The organism is Pseudomonas sp. St290 (assembly GCF_018325805.1).
GTDB lineage: Bacteria > Pseudomonadota > Gammaproteobacteria > Pseudomonadales > Pseudomonadaceae > Aquipseudomonas > Aquipseudomonas bijieensis.
Genome location: NZ_AP014703.1, coordinates 2,473,058 through 2,494,620 on the forward strand (window position 1 = coordinate 2,473,058; position 21,563 = coordinate 2,494,620).

Consider the following 21,563-nt stretch of genomic DNA (forward strand, 5'->3'; position numbering starts at 1 on the left):
ATGGCGAGATTATCTATGTATTCATTTGTCTGACTTCGCTTTAAAACTCTGGCTCGCGACACCGTCCGCAGGACGACGTTGATTCGCGCAGGGCAGCAACCCGCGGTGCTCCCAGAGCTTCAATATGGCGTCCATGCAGGCGCTACTTGCTCGCGCCAGCTGGCTCGGATCTTCAGCTTCCAATAATTCGCACATTAACCTGCGAATGTAACTGGCCAGCCACATGGCGAGAGGGTCATCCCGGCACTTCGATAGTTTGGTCGATAATTCCCGGCCTAGTTTCAAGCATTGAATTTCATTCTCCAACAGCATGGCAGTATCACTCCTTCCGGACCGAGGCTGTGTAGCGGCCTGGGACTGTCATTTCTTTCGGGATACGTTCAGCGTCCGATGGCGTCCAAAAACTGATACCAACCGGCGACCATTCGAACCACGGGTACTCGCAGCGAATAAAAAGGTATACGGCGTACTTTGTCCGCCCACATCAACCCCAATTCTGGCTTCCGCCCAACGATGACATCTGCGACATGCTTACCGATGTATGAGGACATGGCCACTCCCGTGCCGTTGTAACCCATGGCATAGACCACGCGGTCATCAATCCGTCCGACGTGCGGCACACTGTCAATTGTGAGCGCCACCAGCCCCGACCAACGATGGGTGATGGTCGCGCGGGCGAGTAGGGGAAACTGCTTGACCATCGCTTCGTGCAAGGCATTGAAAGCCGCCTCGGAGTCATCCGTGCCGAACGCACCGCGACCGCCGTACAACAGACGGTCCTCGACCATCCGAAACCAGCGCATCATCCGCCGCGTTTCGGTGTAGCTGCGGCCGTGGCGCAACAACTCCAGCTGCGGGCCGGTGAGAGGCTCGGTGGCCAGCATCGCCGAACGAAAAGGCACAACCGATTTGCGCACAGGCGCAGTAGCTGGCGTTAGGCTCGAGTAACCGTTAGTAGCCAACACGACTTGCTTGGCACGGACAGTGCCAGTAGGTGTCTCCACCCTGACGCCCGTCCCCATCCGCCGAATGCCCATGACGGGCGCGCCCTCATGAATACTGACTCCCGCCGCGCTCACACCGTCGGCCAACCCCCGGACGAAGTTCAATGGGTGTAACAAGCCTCCACCTCTGTCGAGGACGCCGCCGACAAAATCGCCAGAGCCGGTTTCCTCCTGCATCTGACCGGCGCAGAGCACTTCGAAGGAGCTATCCCCCAAATACTCATGCAACCACTGCGCCTCCCGCACACAGTAGTCCAGCGTGGCCTCGTTGTGCGCACAATGCAGGCTGCCGCTGCGCCGATATTGCGCCGCTTCCAGCGAATAAACCGCCACCAGCTCCTCAAGGTGTTCCACCGACTCAAGGGATAGACGACGCATAGTCTGAGCCATCTCCAGTCCGTATCGCGCCGCCACCTTGCTCAGCGAGATACGATACTTGGCCGACACCACGCCACCATTTCGACCGCTCGCCCCCCAGCCGATGCGACTGGCTTCCAGCACCACTGTTGCCAGCCCTTTTTTCGCCAAATAATGCGCCGTGGACAACCCGGTATAGCCTCCCCCCACCACGACCACGTCATAGCTTCGATCACCTTCCAGCGCTGGAAATGACGGAGCGTCAACGGCCGTGGATTGCCACAGTGAAGCAATATCGGCTGCAAAAGGACTGACGGCCATGGTTCGCTTCCTCAGGAATATTTCACGGCTGGGTTGCTCAACTCGGCTTCCACTGCGTCAGCCAGCTCTTTCATTGAGTGGAAGTGGAAGTCGGGTTGAGTGACCTTTTCAGGCACGGGCGTGGCGCCATAGCCCGGGATGTCGTGACGACGTTCGATCCAGCAAGTGGTATAGCCCGCCTCGTGCGCCACACCGATGTCGTGATACTGGCTCTGAGCGACATGCAAAATGTCACATTTCTGGAAACCTGAAGCTGACTGACGTCCTTGGTTGTAAGCGAAATACAGTGGGTCGGGCTTATGTACGCCGGTTTCTTCGCTGGTGAGCGAGTCATGGAACGGATAGCCCAAGGTGAATTGGTAAGCGGAGAAGGAAGTGCGATCGACGTTGGTCATGGCGACTAGACGGAAATGCTTGCGCAGGCGAGCCAGGGCATCCACGGAATCGGCAAAGGCTGGCCAGGAGACCACTGAAGCCTGAAAGCGATCGCCGGCGGCCTTATCGCTGATCAGTCCCAATTCGGCTGCGAACTTTTGATAAATATCGCTCATGGTGTACATGAATCGATTGGGAGCACGCATGTCGCCGCGGTACACGTCATCTGCGGTTTTGTAAGCGTCGAAAATGGCGTCGTCAGAAACGTTATAGGTTTCAGGTCCGCCGATACTGCGTACGGCCGCCAAGATGCCGGCTTCGAAATTGATCAGGGTGCCTACTACGTCAAAGGTCAGGACTTTGAAATCAGTCAGTTTCATTGCGGTTCTCCAGGGTGTTTTATTAGTTAAATGGCAATTCAGCAAATGACGGGCACACATCTGCGCACAGGCGGGTTGCCGCATGTGGTGGATCAGGTTCAGGTAGTGGGATAAAACGCAGCGTTTGAAACTGGACGCAAATGTCAGGTCACTGGAACATGGCAGCGAAGCGTGCGCGGTTCTTCAAGTAGTAAGCGTTCACTACTTCATCGACCGAACTATCCTTGGCTTGCATCTGCATGGTTTCCAGATCGTTCAAAGGCAACGTGTAATGCTCGAGGAAGGTGGCGATCTTCGGCTCGTCCGCCTTGAAGCCCAGGCGGGAAACCACATGGATATGCTCAGTGCCGCCGAAGATGTTCTTCGAGTCGACGAGATAGCGCAATTTCCATTTAGCAAACATCCAGTGCGGGTTCCAGGCGTTGATGATCGACCATTTGTCACGGGACTGATCCCGCGCTAATTCCGAGAGCATGCCTGCTTCGGAGGAAGCAACCAGCTTGTAGTCTTTGAGGCCATATTCGGCGATGGCTTTTTCGGACAGTTTGTATTGCCCATTTCCCGCTCCTGCCGACAGGATTCGATTGCCGAATTTCGCCGCAATGCCCGGCTTGTTCAGGTCTTCAATACGGGACACCTCACTGGCCGGAATGCTGTCTGGAATCGCCCAGCCAATCTTGCCGTCGTACACGGTCCCCAAGTCTTCAACTTGAGAGCTGTACTTGTCCCAGAAGGTTTTGTGCGCCCCTGGCAGCCAGACCATTGGAATGAAGTCGACGCTCTTGTTGGCTAATGCCTGGAATTGGATGCCCAGGTCGGCCATGACGAGTTTGACCGGATGGCCAGTCACGTCTTCGATCGCCTTGGCGGCCAGTTTTGCAGTGATTTCTGCATCTGCCCAGTTGATCCAGCCGATACGGATCGGTGCCTGCTCGGCGGAGACCGGCAGTACCTGCAAAAGGGAAAGCGCCAAGCCTCCCATCAGAACCTTGAATGTGTGCACCAAGCGCATTTGCGTCTCTCCTGAAATTACGATAAAGCTTAGGTAATGGAATAGAGGCAGATCAATACTGGTTATCGCAGACATGGACGGTCGTATACGCCGGCCTGGTTGCCATATGGCCATGATTCTGCGGGCAGAACAAACAACTAATTCACGACCTTTGGATAACTTTTTGTAATGGAAAAGCTTCGGCGGCGCCTTCCTCCTCTCAACGGTCTTGTGGTGTTCGAAGCCGCCGCGCGGCTGCTGAGTTTTACTGCGGCGGCCCATGAAATATGTATTACTCAGGCGGCCGTCAGCCGGCAAATTCGGCTCGTAGAAGAGTTTCTCGGTCACGAGCTATTCGTGCGTGAACACCGTCGGGTCAGCCTTACCCCTTCTGGGAGGCGTCTGTATGCAGCGGTGGATCAAGGAATGGAGCGCATTGCCCAGGCAGCCAGTGATATCCGCAGCGGCACGCAGGAGGCATTGACGATCACGGCCACCATTGGCTTATCGACCTATTGGCTGATGCCCCACTTGGAGGCTTTTCAGGCCGAGCACCCTGAGGTGGCGATCCGGTTGCTGGCGCTGGACCGGGAGGTGGATTTACGCGAGGAACAAATTGACGTGGCCTTCACCTGCGGCGATGAGGGACAGTCGCAGCATATTCGCATGACCCGCCTATTCGATGAAAATATGGTGCCGCTGTGTAGCCCTGGCTACCTCGCTGGGCGCCAGATCAAAAACTTGCAGCAACTGGTGGGGGAGCGTTTGTTGCACTTGGACCACGAACACTGGCGCGGCTTCAACTGGCCAGTGGTGGACTGGTCCACCTGGCTCAACCAGATGGGCTATGAAGGCCCGTTGCCGCCCTCGCGCATGGCCTACAATAACTACGCGCAGCAGATTCAGGCGACCCTGGATGGACGCGGCATAGGGCTGGCATGCATCGGTATGCTCAAGACGTATCTGAACAGTGGTCAATTGGTGCAGCCGCTGGCATTGGAACACAGAACCGCGCGTGGTTATTACATGGCGGTTAATCAAGCCAGCACTAACGAGGCGGCTTTGCAGGTATTTCTGGAGTGGTGGGAGCGCTCAGTGGTGATCTGAACAAGCATTGGGCGAAACAGGTGGCCGCTTTGACAAGATGGCGGTACCCCAATGCGAACTTTAGCGCTGATGTTGCATGCGGTTTGGCAGTAAATCCTCCACCTCTTCACGACCAGGTGTGTAAGCCCCCTGCATGTGAGCAAGACACCAACGCACAAGCCGCAAAGAACTCCAATCCTGCACGTGGCGCTTGGGACCGCCTACGGCCGTGGGTTTCGGTGAATAGATCGGCAACCACAGTCCAGCCTCATCCGATAGTTCATTGTCACGGTCAAACCTGCGGAGGTGGCTCTTCAAGGCTATCGACGACAGCTTCCGCTCGTTCAACACATCAAGCTTGCTTCTATTCCAGATGCGGATGACCTGATTGTTTAGACCTATAAGTTAATAGCCGATGGTCAAGCATCTGATCAAATTCGCCCGCGTCCTGTATTCCGGCAAACACAGTATCCAGCTTCCAATTTTGACGATATTCCTCGCCTGTTGGAAAGCTAATTCGAGCGTACCGGATCACCGAAAAATAACGTTCATGGCCCGCGGTACGATCATCCAGAGCAACAAAAGTACAACCGATGGCGACACCAGAAACCATCCTGGATTGATCAAACGGCGTGCGCGTGATGGCGCCGAAGCCGCAAACTGGGCTCGAATAATGGACGTGTTCATGATTATTTACCTGTGCGGCTGTGACCGCCGGCACTAAGCCGGCGGAGGTAAGGGGCTATTTTTTTTTGAGATAGCCTCCACGCTTCATCTCGCGCTCGGTTGTGGACTGGGTAGAAGCCAGCGCTTGCTCAACCGACATTTGTCCTGTCAATGCTGCGGAGAAAAGCTTGCCTATCGATGTATCGATCGACTGAAACTCGGGGGGCACCACGTATTGAATGCCCAGGTACGGAACAGGTTTGGCGGAAGACTGCGACGGGTCGGCGTGCTTCATCATTTGCAATGTCATTTGGGCAAACGGTGCGGCCTTGAGGTAAGCGTCACTGTAGGTCGAGATGCGTGTACCGGGTGGCACGTTCGTGATGCCATCCTTATCGGTCACTAGCTGGATGTACTCCTTGGAGGTGGTCCAGGTGACGAACGATTTGGCGGCCTCTTTGTGCTTGGAGCTGGCAGGAGTTACCAATGACCAGGCGTACAACCACGAGACTGCCATTTCTCATCGAACCAGCGCGCGCGAAAGGCGGTGGCCATCGTGGTGATCAAGGCCGTGTTTTCGCCCCTGCCGGCTTTGCCACGCAAGCACATGCCATATGGCTCCTTGGAAGGATTATTGAACTTCGCAGAGAACTCAATATTACCGCTTGAAATTAGAAATAGTATTTCATAATCAGGCTTGTTACGCTTTCATCGGTATTGTATTCCGAGGTGCTTTCGATAGCGTATTTGTTTGACCAGTAGTCGTATTCGACCCCAGCATAGAAGTGCTTCTCTCCATAGCCGAGGTGTTTTCCTATGTCATACTTTACTTGCGGATTGAACAATAAATTACGATGAGAGTCTCCTTTGTTGTTGACCACCCAGTCCATATAGCCATCGATTACCAAATCGGAACGTCCTACTGGGATGGTATATGACCAGCTTGGTGTAATCTGCCATTGGCCAGCAGGCGCAATGCCTCCGTCAGGTTTACGATAGTAAAAATTTATCTGGAAATAATCAAAACCTGGAAGCGCAAGGTCGAATCCAGGACCTAACAGATAATTGACCTGGTCGTGTTCACCATTTCGATCGTTCTTATCCCATTCAATGGTCGTCGCAATCAAGATATCCTTGACAGGGCCGTAGGAAAGAGTGCGATTAAACATCTTTCCAAGTGATAACCGCGGCGCCGCCTCAGTGTAGATAGAGTGATGACCGTCATTGTATGTTACTCCTCCTGGATACCAGTTGTTATCCATGAAAAAATAGATATCGCCCCACGTCCAATCACTAACGTGCTCATAGGTTATAGTCTGGACGATCTGAGCGTCCACTTTGAATTCTTTGCCATATTGATAAGTAAGGCTTTCACTATGCCAATTCATGTCTGCAAATGCTGGCGTAGGGATACAGGCCATACTTAGGAGGCCGGCGCCCCCTGTCGCAGTTACTAATTTTTGAAGTTTCATTATATTCCTCACCCCAACGTACTAAAGCTGATCGGTCGACGAGATTTTCATTTTTCAACGTGTCGAGCCAGACAAACACCTTATTGTGCGAAACCTATTAGCAGTATCCCCTTCAAAAGTGATTTTCTCCGCTCGGAAACATAAAGCTAAATTAGGGGTGGATCGGTATCACTCGCCCATGGCTGGGTTTTCGTGCAGTGGTCATCGGCCGCCAAAGTGCAGCCCTTGCATCGGAGATATCAGGTGTGATCCAACCCTGGCTGAGCCGGGTGCCATGGCGCGGGTACAGATCCCTGGCCACGGATACACCTTCATCCGTCCGGAGCACGACCAAATCGACATCGAGCAGGTGCGCCCGGATAGGCTTGTCCAGAGCTTCGTTGGAATAGACGATCGAGTTCCAAAATCCGGCTAGTATGTACCAGTCATTTTTGTTGAAAGTGCAGCCGCTCGGAATCTCGGATGCGTGTTTCTGGCTGTTTTGTGGCGAAAACATCGCGGGTTCCCTCGATATGATGGAGTTCACATGTGGATAATGTCCTGCATCTGACGATGATCAGAAATGCCCCAATTGACGTATAAGTTGACTGAAATTACGATTTTTAACCGAGGGTCGCCCCTTGAGCATTTAATCCTTTAGCGTTTTCGTCGATGTCCGTGGTAGCCGCATGGTCCGGCGGAGGCGATGGTAATCTGGGTTTTGGCCGACCTCCTTACATAGGATTTGTTCTGCGGTGTCGATCTGTCTTTTGCTAAGGATGCTCCGATCAACTTGCCGCGCGGTGGCGGCGAGCCGGGAATTCCCTGACGTGAAACGCTACATACGGAAAAGCGCCCTGTACTCAGCTGATTGGCGGGCTTTGCGCCCAGTTCTCCGGATCAGGCGCGCAACTCGTCCATACCATCAGCTGTTTTGGAGCCATCCGCAGGTTTGATAGGGCGAACAGCGTGGTCAGTTGACCGGAGTATCCTTAAACGCTTGAAGGAAACGCCCTCCGCCAATGTTGATCTTGTATCGAGCCTATCCAAGGAAAAGGGCCGGAGCGCATATCTGGTGTTACGATTTACATATCGGTATTCAATCAATTTAAGCATTCAATTAGAAAGCGCGTTTCGCCAGGCAGGCTGTTGTTGATTAGTGTCTGATCTTGTGTTTTTAATGTTTCCAACAGAGTTAGATTTCTGGAGAAGGGTTATCCAAAGAAGTAGGTCCGTCCTTTGTGGCGATTGAGTTATTTTGAATGACTTGCATTGTCGATTGAGTGCGCGAGTTCGTGCACGCCTGCATTTTACGCTCTACAAAAGGAATCTGGTGGTGAAGGAAAGAGTCGACGTGATCACGCTCCTCGCCCAATCGGTCGATGAGGAACATTACATCGCGCGTTCTTTCCTCTGTTATTGAAGGAAGGCATCCACGAAGCGTCGATCCGCAGTTCCAGGCAATTGATGTTCGCTTACAACAGCTGATCCTCTTGGAAAGCGTCTGCCGCTCGACCCACACGCCGACTCCCGATACACGGCGATGCCGTGTCCATCCACTATCGGCGCTGGCTGCAGGATCCCGATTTGAAATACGGCGTAATCCGGCACAGACCTAACTAATCAAAACACTCGTCCATTCACGGAAGCAAAGAAATGAAACCGACCAAATGCAAGGATCAGGTGATCCTCGACCTTTGGCATCCGCTTGCAGCGCTCGCAGAGATACCGGCGGGAGTGGTGCAGAAGACGGTGCTGCTCGAAGAAAATCTCAGCTATGCCTTTGACGGCAAGGGCATAGCTGCAGCCTGGCTTACGCGGCCGGAATTGTCCGCGGGAAGCTCTGTCGAACCCGGCGGGCTGGTGGGAACGCTGCCGGTCAAGATCGCCTATGGCTATGTCTGGACCTCGCTCGGCTCAGCGGCCGAACTGTTCCCGATCCCGGAGTTTGGCGAAGCAGACCGCCGCAACCTCAATGCCGCCACTGTCGGCGTTAACGTTTCGGCGCCGCGCGCCATTGAGAACTTCCTAGACATGGGTCATTTCCCTTACGTCCATACGGATATTCTTGGCGCCGAGCCGCATACGGAGGTGCAAGAGTACGACGTCGAGATATCGACCGACCGCGACGAGATCGTCGCCACCTGCTGTCGCTTCTTTCAGCCGATGGCCTCTGTCGCGTCGACCGGCGGCGCTGACGTCGACTACGTCTATCGGGTGCCGCATCCTTATTGTTCGGTTCTCTACAAGTCGAGCCCCGTCGACCCGAGCCGCCTCGACGTAATTGCCGTTTTCCTACAACCGATCGACCAAGAGCATATCCGCGCGCACATGATGGTGTGTGTCCTCGACGAGGAGAACGAAGACAAGGTGATCAAGCGATTCCAGCAGACGATCTTCGGACAGGATAAGCCGATTCTGGAGAACCAGTTTCCGAAGCGCCTGCCGCTCGATCCGCGCGCCGAAACCCCGATCCGCGCTGACAAGTCGGCGATCGCCTACCGTCGTTGGCTCAGTCAGAAGGGCGTGACTTACGGGGTCATCCCGGCCGCTACCTGACCTGACAAACTTTGGAGAGAACCATGCTCGATACCACTAAGACTAGATGGCATCCCATTGCCGCGACTTGCGACTTGCCGTTTCGCCACGTCTTTCACGCCCAATTACTTGGCCGAGAGTTCGCCGTCTGGCGCGCGGATGATGGCTACGTCAACATTTGGGAAAATCGCTGTCTGCACCGCGGCGTCCGTCTATCGATTGGCATCAATGATGGTCGCGAGTTGAAATGCCAGTACCACGGCTGGCGCTATTCGAACCGTACCGCCGGGTGCACCTATATACCGGCGCACCCGGCGGACGCGCCTGCTCGCACCATCACCAACCGCACCTTTTCAAGTGTTGAACGCTATGGACTGGTATGGTCGGCGGAGGAGCCGCAGGAAGACATGCCGGACCTTGCCTGCCTTACCGAAGGCGAACTACTCACCCTTCGCGGCATTCCGCTTAACGCTCCGGCGGACATTGTTGTTTCGGCGCTGAAAGCCTATCGCTTCCAGCCGAACGGACGGCTACAAGGAACTGCGGCGGCGGTGTCGATCGAGGCGAACGATGCTTTTTCAGTGGTGCTCAAGGCCCGCGAAGAGGACGCCGAGACGCTCGCGGTTTTCTTCGTCCAACCGGTCGATTCCCACCGTTCGGTCATCCGCGGCCTACTTGATGGCTCGCCGCTCGGCGTTGAACGACTCGCCGTCCTTCGTCATCACAACGAACAACTTTCGATGCTTCGCGACATCGTTGAGCGCGAGGCGACGGCCGCACCGCAGCCGGCGCCGCTCGAGCCGGTGATCGAGCGGGTTTCGCCGGAACTTGCGCAAATGCCGGAAATCGACGCCCACGGTCGTAAGGCGATGGTCCGTGTCACTGTTGCGCGAATTTGGATGACGGCCGATGGGGTAGCGGCTTTCGAGCTCCGCCCTATCAGGGGACTTTTGCCGACCTTTCAGCCCGGTGCCCATATCGACGTGCATATGCCGAACGGCCTAATCCGGCAATATTCGATTACCAATGGCCCCGGCGAAAGTGATAGCTACGTGATCGGCGTCAAGTTGAAGCATGATTCAAAGGGCGGATCGCTCTACATGCACAAGACTATCCGAGAGGGTGATGTTCTTGCGATCTCGGAGCCGCGCAATAACTTTCCGCTTCGCCGTGATGCGGTTCGCACCATTTTTATCGCGGGCGGCATCGGCCTCACACCGCTCATCTCCATGGCGCAGGTGCTCAAGAATCAGAGCCTGGACTTCGCGTTCCACTATTTTGCCCAGAACCAGGAGCAACTCGCCTTCCCGGAAAAGACCGGGCTTCTAGGAGAGGCCTTGCAGGCGCACCTTGGACTCGATCCGGCAGGAACGACTGCGAAGCTGAGAGATATCCTTTCCGGATATCGGAGAAAAATGCAGGTCTATCTTTGCGGTCCGGGCCCAATGCTGGAGGCGGCGCGGCGGATCGCCGCCGAACTCGGCTGGCCGGAGGGCGCAGTGCATTTCGAATACTTCAAGAACGTTAATACGATTGAGGACAGTTCGAGCTTCGAGGTGGCCTTGGCGCGCTCCTGCTTGACACTTACCGTTCCGCCCGGGAGAACCCTTCTGGAAGTGATACGTGAAGCTGGAATCGATATGCCGTCGTCTTGCGAGCAGGGAGCCTGCGGCACCTGTCTTGCACCGGTGATCGAGGGTGAGCCCGATCACCAGGATGTCTACTTGAACGATGCCGAGCGTAAGTCCGGCAACAAGATCATAACGTGTGTGTCGCGTGCAAAGTCGACTCGCCTTGTCCTCGATCTCTAGGAGATGCTCGATGATCACTCTCTACGACTATGAACTCTCGGGTAATTGTTACAAACTTCGGCTTCTAATGAACATACTCGGGATCGAGTACAGAAAGGTTCCAGTCGATTTCTACCCCGGTCGCGAGCACAAGTCAGATTGGTTCCTGACGCTCAACCCGCTCGGACAACTGCCGGTGATCGACGATGACGGGCTGGTGCTGCGCGACGCACAAGCTATCCTCGTCTATCTGGCCTCCCGATACGATCCGTCCGAGACATGGAATCCGCGCGACAATCCAGTGCTACTCGGCGAGATCGCTCAATGGCTCGCCTTTGCCGACGGTATTACCCTCACGGCTTCGGCAGCGCGTCTCCACGACGCCTTGTTCTACGACCTCGACGTAGAGGCCGCCCGCGCCCGCGCCCACGGACTGTTCCGCATTCTCGATGAGCATCTCTGGTTCGTCGAAGAGGAAGGGCGCGACTGGATCTGCTCGGCGCCGCACCCCACGATCGCGGATATTGCCTGCTTTCCTTATATTATGTTGTCAGAGGAGGGGGGCATTTCCAGGCAGGATTACCCGGCAATCCGCCGCTGGTGCGATCGCGTGAAGCGTATCAAGGGGTTCACGGTCATGTCGGGGATCTTTGCCGCCGGCCCGACGCGTCCGGCCTGAAATTACTCGAAACGCGAGGCGCCTAAGCCTCGCCCATTATCTTGAGTGAGAAAATGAAAACGCGTGCCGCAGTGGCAATCGCTCCCGGAAATCGATGCAAATCATGACCGCGCGTTTGGATGGTCAGTATGTCGAAGTGCTTGCCGAGGGCAGGACCACCGGCATCTGCCACGCCGACGAGTTCACCCTCTCCGGTATACCGAAAATCACCTACGGGTAATGCCCTTTTATAGCCATCAATATTTCGTCCAGTGGTTGCTGCTTCCAGGCTAGGCCCGCAACTTCAGCGGGTATCACTCCCTTTTACGGAGTCACTGCCAGAGAGGTACGTGTCGTAGGCTATATTCCCGGCGTTTTCTGATATGTCGCTCGGAACGTGGTAGCCCTTTTTGACGCGAACCTCGCGCGGCGACATCCCGTACTTCTCGGAAATGTGCCGTGAGAAGTGGAACTGGTTTTTGTAACCGCATTGATTCGCAATGTCCGAGATCGCCAACCCAGTCTGCAGCAGCAGAAAGTACCCGCGAGTCGCGCGAACTTGCCATAGATAGCGCACCGGTGTGATGCCGATATGCTTGCGAAATGATGATACGAGATGCGCAGGCGTCACTCCCACCAAGACGGCAAGCCGTCCGACAGTAATTTCCTTCTCGTAGTTCTTGTCGATATAGAAACGAGCCCTCAGGACCGTGTGCGGTATTAACCGCTCCTGCTCAGAGATCTGTGCCTCATGGAAATAGGCGAGAAAGATCGACTCCCCCAGTGAATTGCGTAGCATGTTCAGGCAGGAACTGGAGTTGACGCCGAGTTCAATGCCCAGGCGTTGTATCGTTTTTATTCGTTGCGAAAGCGGTATGCGTGGCGGCAGCGATCTCAACCGCATTGCTACTGGTTCGGAAAGTTCGCCCGCGTGGCTTTCACACCAACTGACGCGGGTGGCCGCGTGGCTATCGCCATACTCGATGAGGAGACGGTGCTCGTTGCGGAAGAAACCGCAACTGCCCGGTCCTAGAACGGTCTCATCGTCATCGCAAGATACGAGAGCACTGCCCTCGTGAACAATGAGCAGAGTCACGTAGCTATCCTTTAGCGGACCATACACCCCGTCTGCAGGATATATCGCCTCGCCGAATGAGAAGCCGCGACTGCTGTCGATAAATACGTGCATAGCTTATTTACCGCTGGAATGCGCCAAGTACAGAGAGAAAGAACCTTGCCCTCGGTGCATTTAATCCCAGATATGGTAGGACTCCGGTCAGGGGCGTTTGAGGGGAATGCCGAGCTGCGCGGGCTGGCCGGAACGGACCCGGACGACGGCGAGCAGAGCGATGGAGGCGAGATAGGGCAGGGCGAGAAAGACCTGATAGGGCACCGGCAGTGCCAGGATCTGTGCGTGGCTGGCAATCGCGTCGAGGAAGGCGAATACGACGACGGCGAGAATTGTGCCCCAGACATTCCAGTTTCCGGCGACGAGTGCCACCACCACTAGCCATCCACGCCCGGCACTGATATCGGCGATGAAGCGGTCGGAGAGGCCAAGCACGAGGAAGGCTCCACCCAGGCCAGTCAGGGCACTGCCGGCAAGTGTTGCAAGATAAAGACGCGGGATGACCGGCAGCCCCTTTGTTTCGAGCGCCTTCGGATTTTCGCCTAGAGCGCGCAGTTCCAGCCCATATCGGGTCTTATAGAGAAACAGCCATACAAGCGGGGCGAGCAGAAAGGCGACGTAGGTCAGTCCGCGTTGGTTGAAGAAAACGGGGCCGAGATACGGAATATCGGAAAGAATGGGAAGCGCAATGCTCTCGAACCCCTTGAGGCCAGGCGCGACCGACGCGCCGGTGAAGCTGCGGAACAAAAACAGCGTCACGCCACTCGCTACCAGATTGATCGCCAGGCCGGTGACGAACTGATTGAGCCGCAGGGTCGCGGTCATGAAGGCGATAAGCAGGCCGACGATGGAGCCAGCGACAACTCCCGCCAGCGTCGCCAGCGTGAGCGATCTAGTGGTGATCATTACGACATAGGCGGCAAAGGCAGCCGTCAGCATTGTGCCATCGATACCAAGATTCCAGATGCCAGCGCGCTGGGTAATCAGCTCCCCCATGGCTGACAGGACGAGCGGCGTCGCGATCCGCAGACAGGCAGCGAATACGCTGATCAGCATACCGCTTTCAATTAGCTCCATTATGAACGCTCCCGCACGAGTTCGAATTGCGCCGCAATTCCGGCCATTAGGAAGAACAACAGGATCAGTCCCTGCAAGGCGGTAATGAGGGCCGCTGGAACGCCTGTCATGACATTCATGAACAGGGCGCCGCTGTGCAGTGCCCCGAAGAAGAGTGCGGAAAGGAGCGTACCGAGCGGCGAGAGGTTGCCGATCATGCCTATGATGATGCCGTCGAAGCCGATACCTGTCAGATTCGATGTGGTTAGCCTGTGCGAGACGCCGAAGATCTCGCCGACGCCGGCAAGCGCCGAAAGGCCACCGCTGATCAGCATCACGACGAGGGTCGTGCGGATGGTATCGGTACCGCGCTGGCGCAGTGCGACCGGATTTATGCCCATGGCACGCACTTCGTAGCCGAGCGCGGTCCGGTTCATGAGGATGTGCAGACAGATCGTGGCGATGATGGCGACAATTATGCCGGGGTGCAGTTTGCCAACAACGCCAAGTGCAGGAAGCCAGACACCTTCCGGCAGGATCGGTGTCTGCTGGTAACTAACGCCGCCACCGGAGCTCGACCAGATGGCTGTCAGCAGGTAGGAAAGCAGGTAGCCAGCTAGATAGTTGAGCATAACCGTCGAGACGATCTCGCTGATGGCGAAGCGGGATTTGAGAAAGCTTGCAAGCCCACCAAGGGCTGCGCCGCCCGCAACGCCCGCCAAGATGCAGCCGGGTATCGCCAGCACCGGAGGCACCCCCGAAAGCCACAGGCTGGCCTGGTAGGCCGTCATGCCGCCCGCCAGCACCTGTCCCTCCTGTCCCACTGTCCAAACCCCGGCCCGATAGGCAATGACGGTCGCGAGACCTGTTAACAGCAGCGGAGTGGCTGCAACGAGCGAGGAGACAAGCGCAGACCGGCTCCCGATGGCACCCATCGCCAGCGCGCTGAAGGATGAGCCAAGCGGAGCGCCGCTCACGAGGATGAGACCGGACGTGGCTGCCAATCCCGCCAGGATGGCGACGGCATAGACCATGATTGTCCAACCGGTTCGGGGAGATGTGCGACGGCGCAAACGCATCAATTTGCACCCCGCTGGCCGGCCATCAGCGCACCGACCTGTTCGATCGTCACCGTCAAAGGATCGACGATGTCGACGATTCGGCCGTCACACATGACCGCCAGCCTGTCGGATAGTGCAAAGAGATCGTCCAGGTCCTCCGATGCCAGCACGATGGCACAGCCCTCGTCACGCTTCTGCCTCAGTCTGTCATGCACGATGGACACGACGCCGATATCGAGTCCACGTGTTGGCTGATTGGCGAGAAGAAGCACGGTCGCTTGGGCGAGTTCGCGCGCCAGAATGACTTTCTGCGCATTGCCACCGGAGAGCGAAGCAACCGGTGTGTCGATATCGGGTGAAGCGATTGCATACTCCGCCCGTGCATGTTCGGCGCGTGTGCGCACCTTTTGCAGGTCGATGAACAATCCCGATCGCACCGACGGACTGCGCTGGCTTCCCAGGATGATGTTTTCGGCAATGCTGAAGGTGCCGACCAGCCCCTCGACAAACCGGTCCTCCGGAATGATCCCGACCCCTGCCGCCATGTAGGCCTCCGGACCCTCTCCTTCGAGCTGGCGGTCGCCCACAAGTATGCTGCCTGCCTCGGGCAGGCGGATCCCGGACAGCAACTCAAGCAACGCCTTCTGGCCATTGCCGGCAACACCAGCAATACCCAAGATCTCGCTCGACCGCACGGTGAAAGAGACATTGTCGAGGACTGTTTCTCCCCGCGCGCCTCTTGCCCGGAGGCCGGCGGTTTGAACCACGACGCGCCCCGGCCTGCTCGCGCGTTTTGCGGCTGGCGATGGCGTTGCCGACCCAATCATGAGTTCCGTCAGCTTTTGTGCCGTAACATTTGCTGTTTCGACGGTGGTGATCTTCCGACCACGGCGAAGCACAGTGACGCGATCGGTCTGCATTACCTCTGCCATCTTGTGAGTGATGATGATGATTGACATGCCACGGGCCTGCATCTGCCGGATGACCGAAAAAAGTCTTTTCGATTCCTGTGGTGTCAACACCGCGGTCGGCTCGTCCAGAATGAGGATCCGGGCGTCGAGATAGAGAGCCTTGAGGATTTCAACCCATTGCTGCTCGCCAACCGATAGTTCGCGCACGAAAGCGTCCGGATTGATCGAGAGGCCGAATGCGACCGACAATTCTGCAAGCTTGTCACGCGCCGTCTGCAAGTCGAGCCTCCAGCCGGACTTGTGTGTGCCGAGGACGATGTTCTCCAGTACCGTCATCGCCTCCACGAGCACGAAATGCTGATGTACCATTCCGATGCCGCACGCGATCGCTTCTGCCGGGGATCGAAACCGGACTTCCTTTGCGCCTACGAAGATGCGACCTGTATCCGGGGTCAGGCTGCCGTAGAGACAGGCTGAAAGAGTTGATTTTCCGGCGCCGTTTTCGCCGAACAGGCCATGAAGCTCGCCTTTGCGGATATCGAGATCGACGCCGTCATTGGCAAGCACTTTGCCGAAATGTTTGCTGAGTTGTTCGACTCGGAGCGCCTCGACCATTTCCACTCTCTCTTTTTTGGCGGGTTGCATGCAGGATTAGTTCGAAGAAGGAAGCGAGGTGTCGAGCGGCACTGTCAGCGTGCCGGCATCGAGTTTCGCCTTAGCTTCATTGAATGCTGCGATCGCAGCGGCAGGTACAAGTGCTTCGCGCCCGTTGAAAGCGGCAACAGACGATCCGCCTTCCTTCATCGTAAGCCACTTGATCTGCTTGTTGCCGTCAAAGACTGTGCCGTCCTTTTTGTGGCTGAACCAAGTATCGACGATGCTCGAGATATCGGCCTCCCATAGCGCTAGGGGGGCGGATATCATGCGCGGCGAGCGGGCGCTGTCGTCGCGGAGATTACCGATGCATACGATCTTTTTTTCATCGCATGGCGCAAAGTTGTCGGCCAGCGTGAAGATGATGTCCGCCTTGGCAGCGATCTGCGCATTCATGTATTCGGCAGCCTTGGCGGGGTCGTACCAAGACTCAATGTAGGCGACTTTGGAGACGATGGCAGGGTTGACCGACTTCGCACCGGCAAAAAAGGCGTTAATCTCGTCATTTACGTCATCTGCGGGAAACGTACCGACGACCCCGAGAACGTTGCTCGCAGTCGCCTTGCCAGCCAGCACTCCGAGCAGATAGGCGGGTTCATGAACCCTTTTGTAGATCCAGTAAAGGTTCTCACCCAGGCCTTCGTTGCCAGATCCGGATGTGACGAACATCACATCTGGAAACTCCTTCATGATTGCCTTGACCTGATCGCTGTAGCTGGAATGGGCCCAGATGATATCGAACTGGCCGGATTGCGCATAAAGCCGCATCGCGTTTTCTGCGTCGTTTCCCCAGAGTGGATCGGACACCTTGGTGGTGATCGCTAGGCCATGCGGCATCTGGGTCTTGACCCTTTCGAATGCCTTTAGGAAGGTTCCATCCCAGGCTGAATCCGGCCCGGCGGCGACAACGACCGCAATACGCAACTCCGTCGGTGGCACGGCCATCACGGGCGAAGCGAAAAGGGCAAGAAGTGGGGTCATGAGAAGCGCCCTGATGAATTTCGGTATCGGGTATTCGAACATGGGTGTTTCCTTGAGCTGCTACAGGTCGAGAACCAACCGTTCCGTTATCGAACGGGAACAGCAGGGGGTGATGAAGGCGTTTGATTGCTGGTCGGCAACCGAAAGGCAGAGATCGCGATGATCCGGGAGGCCGTCGAGCACCTTCGTCCGGCAAGTTCCGCAGATTCCTTGTTCGCAAGAAGTCGGGATGGCGTAGCCGGCATTGGTAAGCACTTGCGCGATGGTCTTGCCGGCCGGAACTAGATGCCAGGCGCCGTCGCTCGCGGTCTGGACGCTGAAGGCCAAATCTCCCTCGACAGGTGCAGTTGGGGTAAAGGATTCGCTGTGCACCGTTTCAATGGGCCAATCTTTTGCCGCTTGCCGCGCAGCGTCGACGAATCCCTGCGGGCCGCAAATATAGAGATGGACTCCAGGCTCATGAACTCCAATCCTTGAGGCAAAGTCGAAATCGGATCGACCCTCGCCTGCGTGCAGGCAGACACGCTCGGGGGCAATCCCATCCGCGAGAGCCTCTATGATCGCCACCCGCGCGCGATTGACGCGGAAATGTAGGTCGAAATGTGCGTTGAGCGTACGCAGACGGTGCGCCATCGCCATCAGCGGCGTGATCCCGATCCCGGCAGCCATCAGCACGCTGCGGCGGGCATTCTCGATTAGCGGAAATGCGTTTTGCGGCGTGCTGATTGTCAGCCTGCTTCCGACGGCAAGGGTGTGTGCCGAAATCGATCCGCCGCGTCCGTTCTCCATACGTCGGATTGCGAGGCGGTACCGGTGGCGCTCGGCCGGGTCGTTGCAAAGACTGTACGGACGGACAAGGCTTCCCGGCAGATGAAGGTTTATATGCGCACCGGCAGTAAATGCCGGCAACATCTCGCCTGCTGCGTTTTCAAGCTCGAGCACGAGAATATTCTCGCAGACGAGCTGCCGACGCGTGACGGTCACGATTAGTGTCTGGGTGCAGGTCATGGATCAGCTCACGATCGGGGCGCCGAGCCCGAAATGCTTGACCAGTCCACGGCGATATTCAAGCGACATGCGGTCGGCGGGAATGTGCATCTCCGCCGTTAGGTCCAGCGGCAGGTCTTCCGGGCGTTGCTCCTCGACCATCGGCCTGTCCTCGGCATTGATGATCTCGGAATCCTTTAGCCAATAGTCGCGATCCGGGTTTCCGCTGGTATCGGTCAGCACTTGGAAGATTTTGGAGACATGGGCCGACACTGGGCAGACTGTATCGGCGAAGTAGAAGCGTAAGGCAGAGTCGATCGGCGCGATGATGATCAGTGTCGAGAACGGATAGGTCAGTTCATAAGTGTAGACCACATCCCGGCTGTCACCGCCGATACCGTCGTTGAATCGGTTGAAGCCTTCGCGGTAGGGAAACGCAAAGGTGAGCCCGAAGGGTGTTGTCGTCACGTCGTAGTTTGGAATCTGCGCATTGCGATCGCCGCCGAAACTCTTCGTGTGGACCCAGGGGAAATGGGCGACGTCGTTGAAGTTCTCGACATGGCGGCTTGCACTGGCGCTCCATATGTCGTTCGGCACCCAGACTTTCGTTAGCGTGCCGTCGGCTATGCCTGCCCATTCCGGCAGCGGCCAGATAGCCTCGGGCTTCAGACATGCCCATACGATGCCGTATTTCTCTGTGACGTGGCAGGACTGAAGGCGCAGTTTGGATGGGATGCGCTGCGCCTCGCCCATGGCTGGAATTTTCGTGCAGTGGCCATCGGCGGCAAAGTGCAGCCCGTGCATCGGACAGATCAGCTGATTGTCGCTGATCCAACCCTGGCTGAGCCGCGTGCCACGATGCGGGCACAGATCCCTGGCCACGGAGACACCTTCATCCGTCCGGAACACGACCAAGTCGACATCGAGCAGACGCGCCCGGATAGGCTTGTCCAGAACTTCGTTGGAATAGACGATCGGGTGCCAAAAGCTGGCAAGTATGTGCCAGTCATTTTCGTTGAAAGTGCAGCCGCTCGGAAGCTCAGATGCGTGTTTCTGGCTGTTTTGTGGCGAAAACATCGCGGGTTCCCTTGATATGGTGGAATTCACATGGGAATAATGTCCTGCATTTGACGATGATCAGAAATGCCCTGGTTGACGTATAAGTTGACTGAAATTACGATTTTTAACCGAGGGTTGCCTCTTGAGCATTGAATCCTTGATTGACGTGCAGAAGGGGTTTGTCTTCGGCGACTGGCACTATTCCGATGGCGGCACCTACGGCCCCCTGAATGGTGCCTATGTAACGCTTCTGATGATTCACCGCGGTGCGGCACGGGTTTTTTTCGACGGAGCTGAGCGGACACTGGTGACAGGGGAGTGCGCGGTGATCGTCAACCGGGCATCTCTTCACATTCACTATCAGAAACATATCCGCACCCATGTAAGTTGGTGCGAGGCGCGACCGGCCGACATATCACGCCGTGCGACGGCGGAAGCGCCGTTGGCCAGGAAGCTGGAAATATCGGAGCGCCTTCTGAAGCTTCAGACAATGGGGATTGACCTCGGGCTGGAATCGGCAAGCACTCGCAACGGATTTCGAAACGCGCTAGGCCTCGCCGTCTTTGGCGCCTATGCCTTCGAAAGCAAGTTGGTCGAGGAGCAGCAGCGGATCCCAAACGGCATTCTTAAGGTTCGCACCTATATCGACGAAAATTTCGCAAGCGAATGCACAGTGACGCAACTGGCTAACATCGGTGCGCTGACGCCTACCTATCTCGTGGCGTCGTTTGCGCACCATTTCGGCATTACGCCGATCCGTCATCTCTGGATGGTGCGGGCCGCTCATGCTCGCCGGCTACTGCTGCACACCAATCTCACTGCGTATGACATTTCATTCCGGTGCGGCTACAAGAGTCCCTATCATTTCTCGCGCCATATCAAGCGGGTCTATGGCCTATCTCCGAAAGCCCTCCGTGAAAGTAAGGCCTACAGGCCACCGAGCAACGCGCTCGAGGATGTGCAAGAAGTCGTGTTCTAATTTTCTATGGCTGGACTCGCGCTGCCGGAAAGAAGCGCGACATCACCGTGAATTTCTCGACGCACTTGACGCGATTACGCCAGCGCCTGATGGCGGGTATTACCGCTCCGCGGGCCGTGTCACCCTCACAAGATGGCGGTATTCAACGAGAACTTCAGCGCTGATGTTGCATGCGTTTAGATAGCAAATCCTCCACCTCTTCACGACTAGGCGCGTAAGCCCCAGCATGCGAGCAAGACACCGACGCACAAGCAGCGGAGAACTCCAATCGTGCATGGGGCTCTTGGATGCCTAACAACGTCGAGGCCAGCCATCCGGCCATACTCGAATCGCCGGCACCCACCGTATCAGCGACCTCAACGGCGATCGCGGGCTGTTCAAACTTCACGTCGGCAGCATACAACGCCATACCTTTCGCTCCACGGGTGAAAAGAATCTGCGCACTAGCATTCATCGTCCGCAACGTGTGAAGCGCCTGTTCTTCGTTCAATCCAGGGTATATCTGGCGAAGATCCTCATCCGAGAGCTTGATGATGTCTGCAAGCTCCACCATGGCCGGGAAAGTCAGCTCGCGGTAGCGGGTGTCCATCAGGTTGCGCCAGTTCGGGTCATAGCTAATCAGCTTGTCTTCTTCCTTCACCCTCCTGGCCACCTCAACAAGCCTGTCCCCCAATGGCTGACGGGCAAGGCTGATACAGCTGAAGTGACAGAGTCGAACCGCATCCAACCAACCTGCCGGGAGTTGGTTCACATCAAAAAGTAGATCGGCCTCGCCCGCAAAGAAATACCGGGGAGGGTGGCTGGAGGGCACGATCGCTACCAGAGGGTCCGCGTCGACTCTCTGGAGGAATCTCATGTCCAGACCGGCAGCCTTCGATTGCTGGGCGAGCTCATCGCCCAATGAGTCGGTACTGATCGAGCCGGCGAATGCAGTGGGCACGCCGAGGCGGCTCATTGCGCGGGCCACGTTCCAGGGCGCGCCACCTGGATAGCCCTGCCACCGTCCGGGCGAGTGTTGAACCACGTCGGTCAGTGCTTCACCAAACACAACAACGCTCGGCAATTGCATATTCATTCTCTCTTGTATCAGGCTGGGGACACTATCGTGCGTCACATCGATAGGCGCGGT

General features: G+C 56.5%; 20 protein-coding genes and 2 pseudogenes. 6 read left to right on the forward strand and 16 right to left on the reverse strand.

Annotation, left to right across the window (positions count from 1 at the left end; all coding sequences use genetic code 11):
- Window positions 1-21: 21 nt before the first annotated feature.
- From PBDP_RS10890 to PBDP_RS10905, 4 genes are all read right to left on the reverse strand, one after another.
- A complete protein-coding gene (locus tag PBDP_RS10890) occupies window positions 22-312 on the reverse strand; it encodes a hypothetical protein (RefSeq protein ID WP_212796453.1) in 291 nt (96 codons plus the stop codon).
- Window positions 313-380: 68 nt separating this feature from the next.
- Window positions 381-1,682: an NAD(P)/FAD-dependent oxidoreductase gene (locus tag PBDP_RS10895; protein WP_201007364.1), complete on the reverse strand. Its 1,302-nt coding sequence runs from the start codon at window positions 1,680-1,682 to the stop codon at window positions 381-383.
- Window positions 1,683-1,693: 11 nt separating this feature from the next.
- Window positions 1,694-2,437: an HAD-IA family hydrolase gene (locus PBDP_RS10900; protein ID WP_201007362.1), complete on the reverse strand. Its 744-nt coding sequence runs from the start codon at window positions 2,435-2,437 to the stop codon at window positions 1,694-1,696.
- Between the two features lie 148 nt (window positions 2,438-2,585).
- Window positions 2,586-3,449 carry a glycine betaine ABC transporter substrate-binding protein gene (locus PBDP_RS10905; protein ID WP_212802226.1) on the reverse strand — a complete coding sequence of 288 codons (864 nt, stop codon included), beginning with the start codon at window positions 3,447-3,449 and terminating at the stop codon, window positions 2,586-2,588.
- 168 nt (window positions 3,450-3,617) lie between these two features.
- Between PBDP_RS10905 and PBDP_RS10910 the strand changes: the two genes are divergently transcribed.
- The gene (locus PBDP_RS10910) at window positions 3,618-4,535 is read left to right on the forward strand and encodes a LysR substrate-binding domain-containing protein (RefSeq protein WP_201007359.1); all 918 of its coding nucleotides are present in this window, start codon (window positions 3,618-3,620) and stop codon (window positions 4,533-4,535) included.
- 502 nt (window positions 4,536-5,037) lie between these two features.
- On the opposite strand, the pseudogene PBDP_RS29895 reads toward PBDP_RS10910, so the two are convergent.
- The 4 genes and pseudogenes from PBDP_RS29895 to PBDP_RS10930 form a co-directional block, all read right to left on the reverse strand.
- A pseudogene (locus tag PBDP_RS29895) lies at window positions 5,038-5,201 on the reverse strand (sugar ABC transporter permease); the annotation flags it as partial.
- A 55-nt stretch (window positions 5,202-5,256) separates the two neighbouring features.
- A pseudogene (locus PBDP_RS10920) lies at window positions 5,257-5,834 on the reverse strand (hypothetical protein); the annotation flags it as partial.
- 17 nt (window positions 5,835-5,851) lie between these two features.
- The gene (locus PBDP_RS10925) at window positions 5,852-6,652 is read right to left on the reverse strand and encodes an outer membrane protein OmpK (protein ID WP_201007354.1); all 801 of its coding nucleotides are present in this window, start codon (window positions 6,650-6,652) and stop codon (window positions 5,852-5,854) included.
- Window positions 6,653-6,803: 151 nt separating this feature from the next.
- Window positions 6,804-7,148: a hypothetical protein gene (locus PBDP_RS10930; protein ID WP_201007352.1), complete on the reverse strand. Its 345-nt coding sequence runs from the start codon at window positions 7,146-7,148 to the stop codon at window positions 6,804-6,806.
- 1,139 nt (window positions 7,149-8,287) lie between these two features.
- Between PBDP_RS10930 and PBDP_RS10935 the strand changes: the two genes are divergently transcribed.
- The 4 genes from PBDP_RS10935 to PBDP_RS30110 all read left to right on the forward strand — a co-directional run bounded on the left by PBDP_RS10935 (window position 8,288) and on the right by PBDP_RS30110 (window position 11,858).
- Window positions 8,288-9,190, forward strand: a complete 903-nt coding sequence (locus PBDP_RS10935; protein WP_201007350.1) for an aromatic ring-hydroxylating oxygenase subunit alpha — start codon at window positions 8,288-8,290, stop codon at window positions 9,188-9,190.
- 23 nt (window positions 9,191-9,213) lie between these two features.
- Complete coding sequence (locus tag PBDP_RS10940; protein WP_212802228.1) at window positions 9,214-10,980, forward strand: Rieske 2Fe-2S domain-containing protein; 1,767 nt, start codon at window positions 9,214-9,216, stop codon at window positions 10,978-10,980.
- A 10-nt stretch (window positions 10,981-10,990) separates the two neighbouring features.
- Window positions 10,991-11,638 carry a glutathione S-transferase family protein gene (locus tag PBDP_RS10945; RefSeq protein WP_201007344.1) on the forward strand — a complete coding sequence of 216 codons (648 nt, stop codon included), beginning with the start codon at window positions 10,991-10,993 and terminating at the stop codon, window positions 11,636-11,638.
- A 94-nt stretch (window positions 11,639-11,732) separates the two neighbouring features.
- Window positions 11,733-11,858: a hypothetical protein gene (locus PBDP_RS30110; protein WP_268939588.1), complete on the forward strand. Its 126-nt coding sequence runs from the start codon at window positions 11,733-11,735 to the stop codon at window positions 11,856-11,858.
- Between the two features lie 63 nt (window positions 11,859-11,921).
- Here PBDP_RS30110 and PBDP_RS10950 read toward each other — a convergent pair whose 3' ends face one another.
- The 7 genes from PBDP_RS10950 to PBDP_RS10980 form a co-directional block, all read right to left on the reverse strand.
- Window positions 11,922-12,713 carry a helix-turn-helix transcriptional regulator gene (locus PBDP_RS10950; RefSeq protein WP_201007342.1) on the reverse strand — a complete coding sequence of 264 codons (792 nt, stop codon included), beginning with the start codon at window positions 12,711-12,713 and terminating at the stop codon, window positions 11,922-11,924.
- 180 nt (window positions 12,714-12,893) lie between these two features.
- The gene (locus PBDP_RS10955; protein WP_201007340.1) at window positions 12,894-13,823 is read right to left on the reverse strand and encodes an ABC transporter permease; all 930 of its coding nucleotides are present in this window, start codon (window positions 13,821-13,823) and stop codon (window positions 12,894-12,896) included.
- Complete coding sequence (locus PBDP_RS10960; protein WP_212802229.1) at window positions 13,823-14,836, reverse strand: ABC transporter permease; 1,014 nt, start codon at window positions 14,834-14,836, stop codon at window positions 13,823-13,825. Before PBDP_RS10960 ends, PBDP_RS10955 begins: the two co-directional genes overlap by 1 nt.
- 44 nt (window positions 14,837-14,880) lie before the next feature.
- The gene (locus tag PBDP_RS10965; RefSeq protein WP_201007337.1) at window positions 14,881-16,419 is read right to left on the reverse strand and encodes an ABC transporter ATP-binding protein; all 1,539 of its coding nucleotides are present in this window, start codon (window positions 16,417-16,419) and stop codon (window positions 14,881-14,883) included.
- A gap of 6 nt (window positions 16,420-16,425) precedes the next feature.
- Window positions 16,426-17,451 carry a BMP family lipoprotein gene (locus tag PBDP_RS10970; protein WP_201007336.1) on the reverse strand — a complete coding sequence of 342 codons (1,026 nt, stop codon included), beginning with the start codon at window positions 17,449-17,451 and terminating at the stop codon, window positions 16,426-16,428.
- A gap of 18 nt (window positions 17,452-17,469) precedes the next feature.
- Window positions 17,470-18,417, reverse strand: coding sequence for a PDR/VanB family oxidoreductase (locus PBDP_RS10975; RefSeq protein ID WP_201007335.1), 948 nt, complete (start codon window positions 18,415-18,417; stop codon window positions 17,470-17,472).
- Window positions 18,418-18,420: 3 nt separating this feature from the next.
- Entirely contained in the window at window positions 18,421-19,473 is a 1,053-nt protein-coding gene (locus PBDP_RS10980) for a Rieske 2Fe-2S domain-containing protein (protein WP_201007334.1), read from the reverse strand.
- Window positions 19,474-19,597: 124 nt separating this feature from the next.
- Here PBDP_RS10980 and PBDP_RS10985 point away from each other — a divergent pair, with 124 nt between their 5' ends.
- A complete protein-coding gene (locus tag PBDP_RS10985) occupies window positions 19,598-20,434 on the forward strand; it encodes an AraC family transcriptional regulator (RefSeq protein ID WP_201007332.1) in 837 nt (278 codons plus the stop codon).
- A 154-nt stretch (window positions 20,435-20,588) separates the two neighbouring features.
- Here PBDP_RS10985 and PBDP_RS10990 read toward each other — a convergent pair whose 3' ends face one another.
- Window positions 20,589-21,503: a carbohydrate kinase family protein gene (locus tag PBDP_RS10990; RefSeq protein WP_212802230.1), complete on the reverse strand. Its 915-nt coding sequence runs from the start codon at window positions 21,501-21,503 to the stop codon at window positions 20,589-20,591.
- Between the last annotated feature and the right edge of the window lie 60 nt (window positions 21,504-21,563).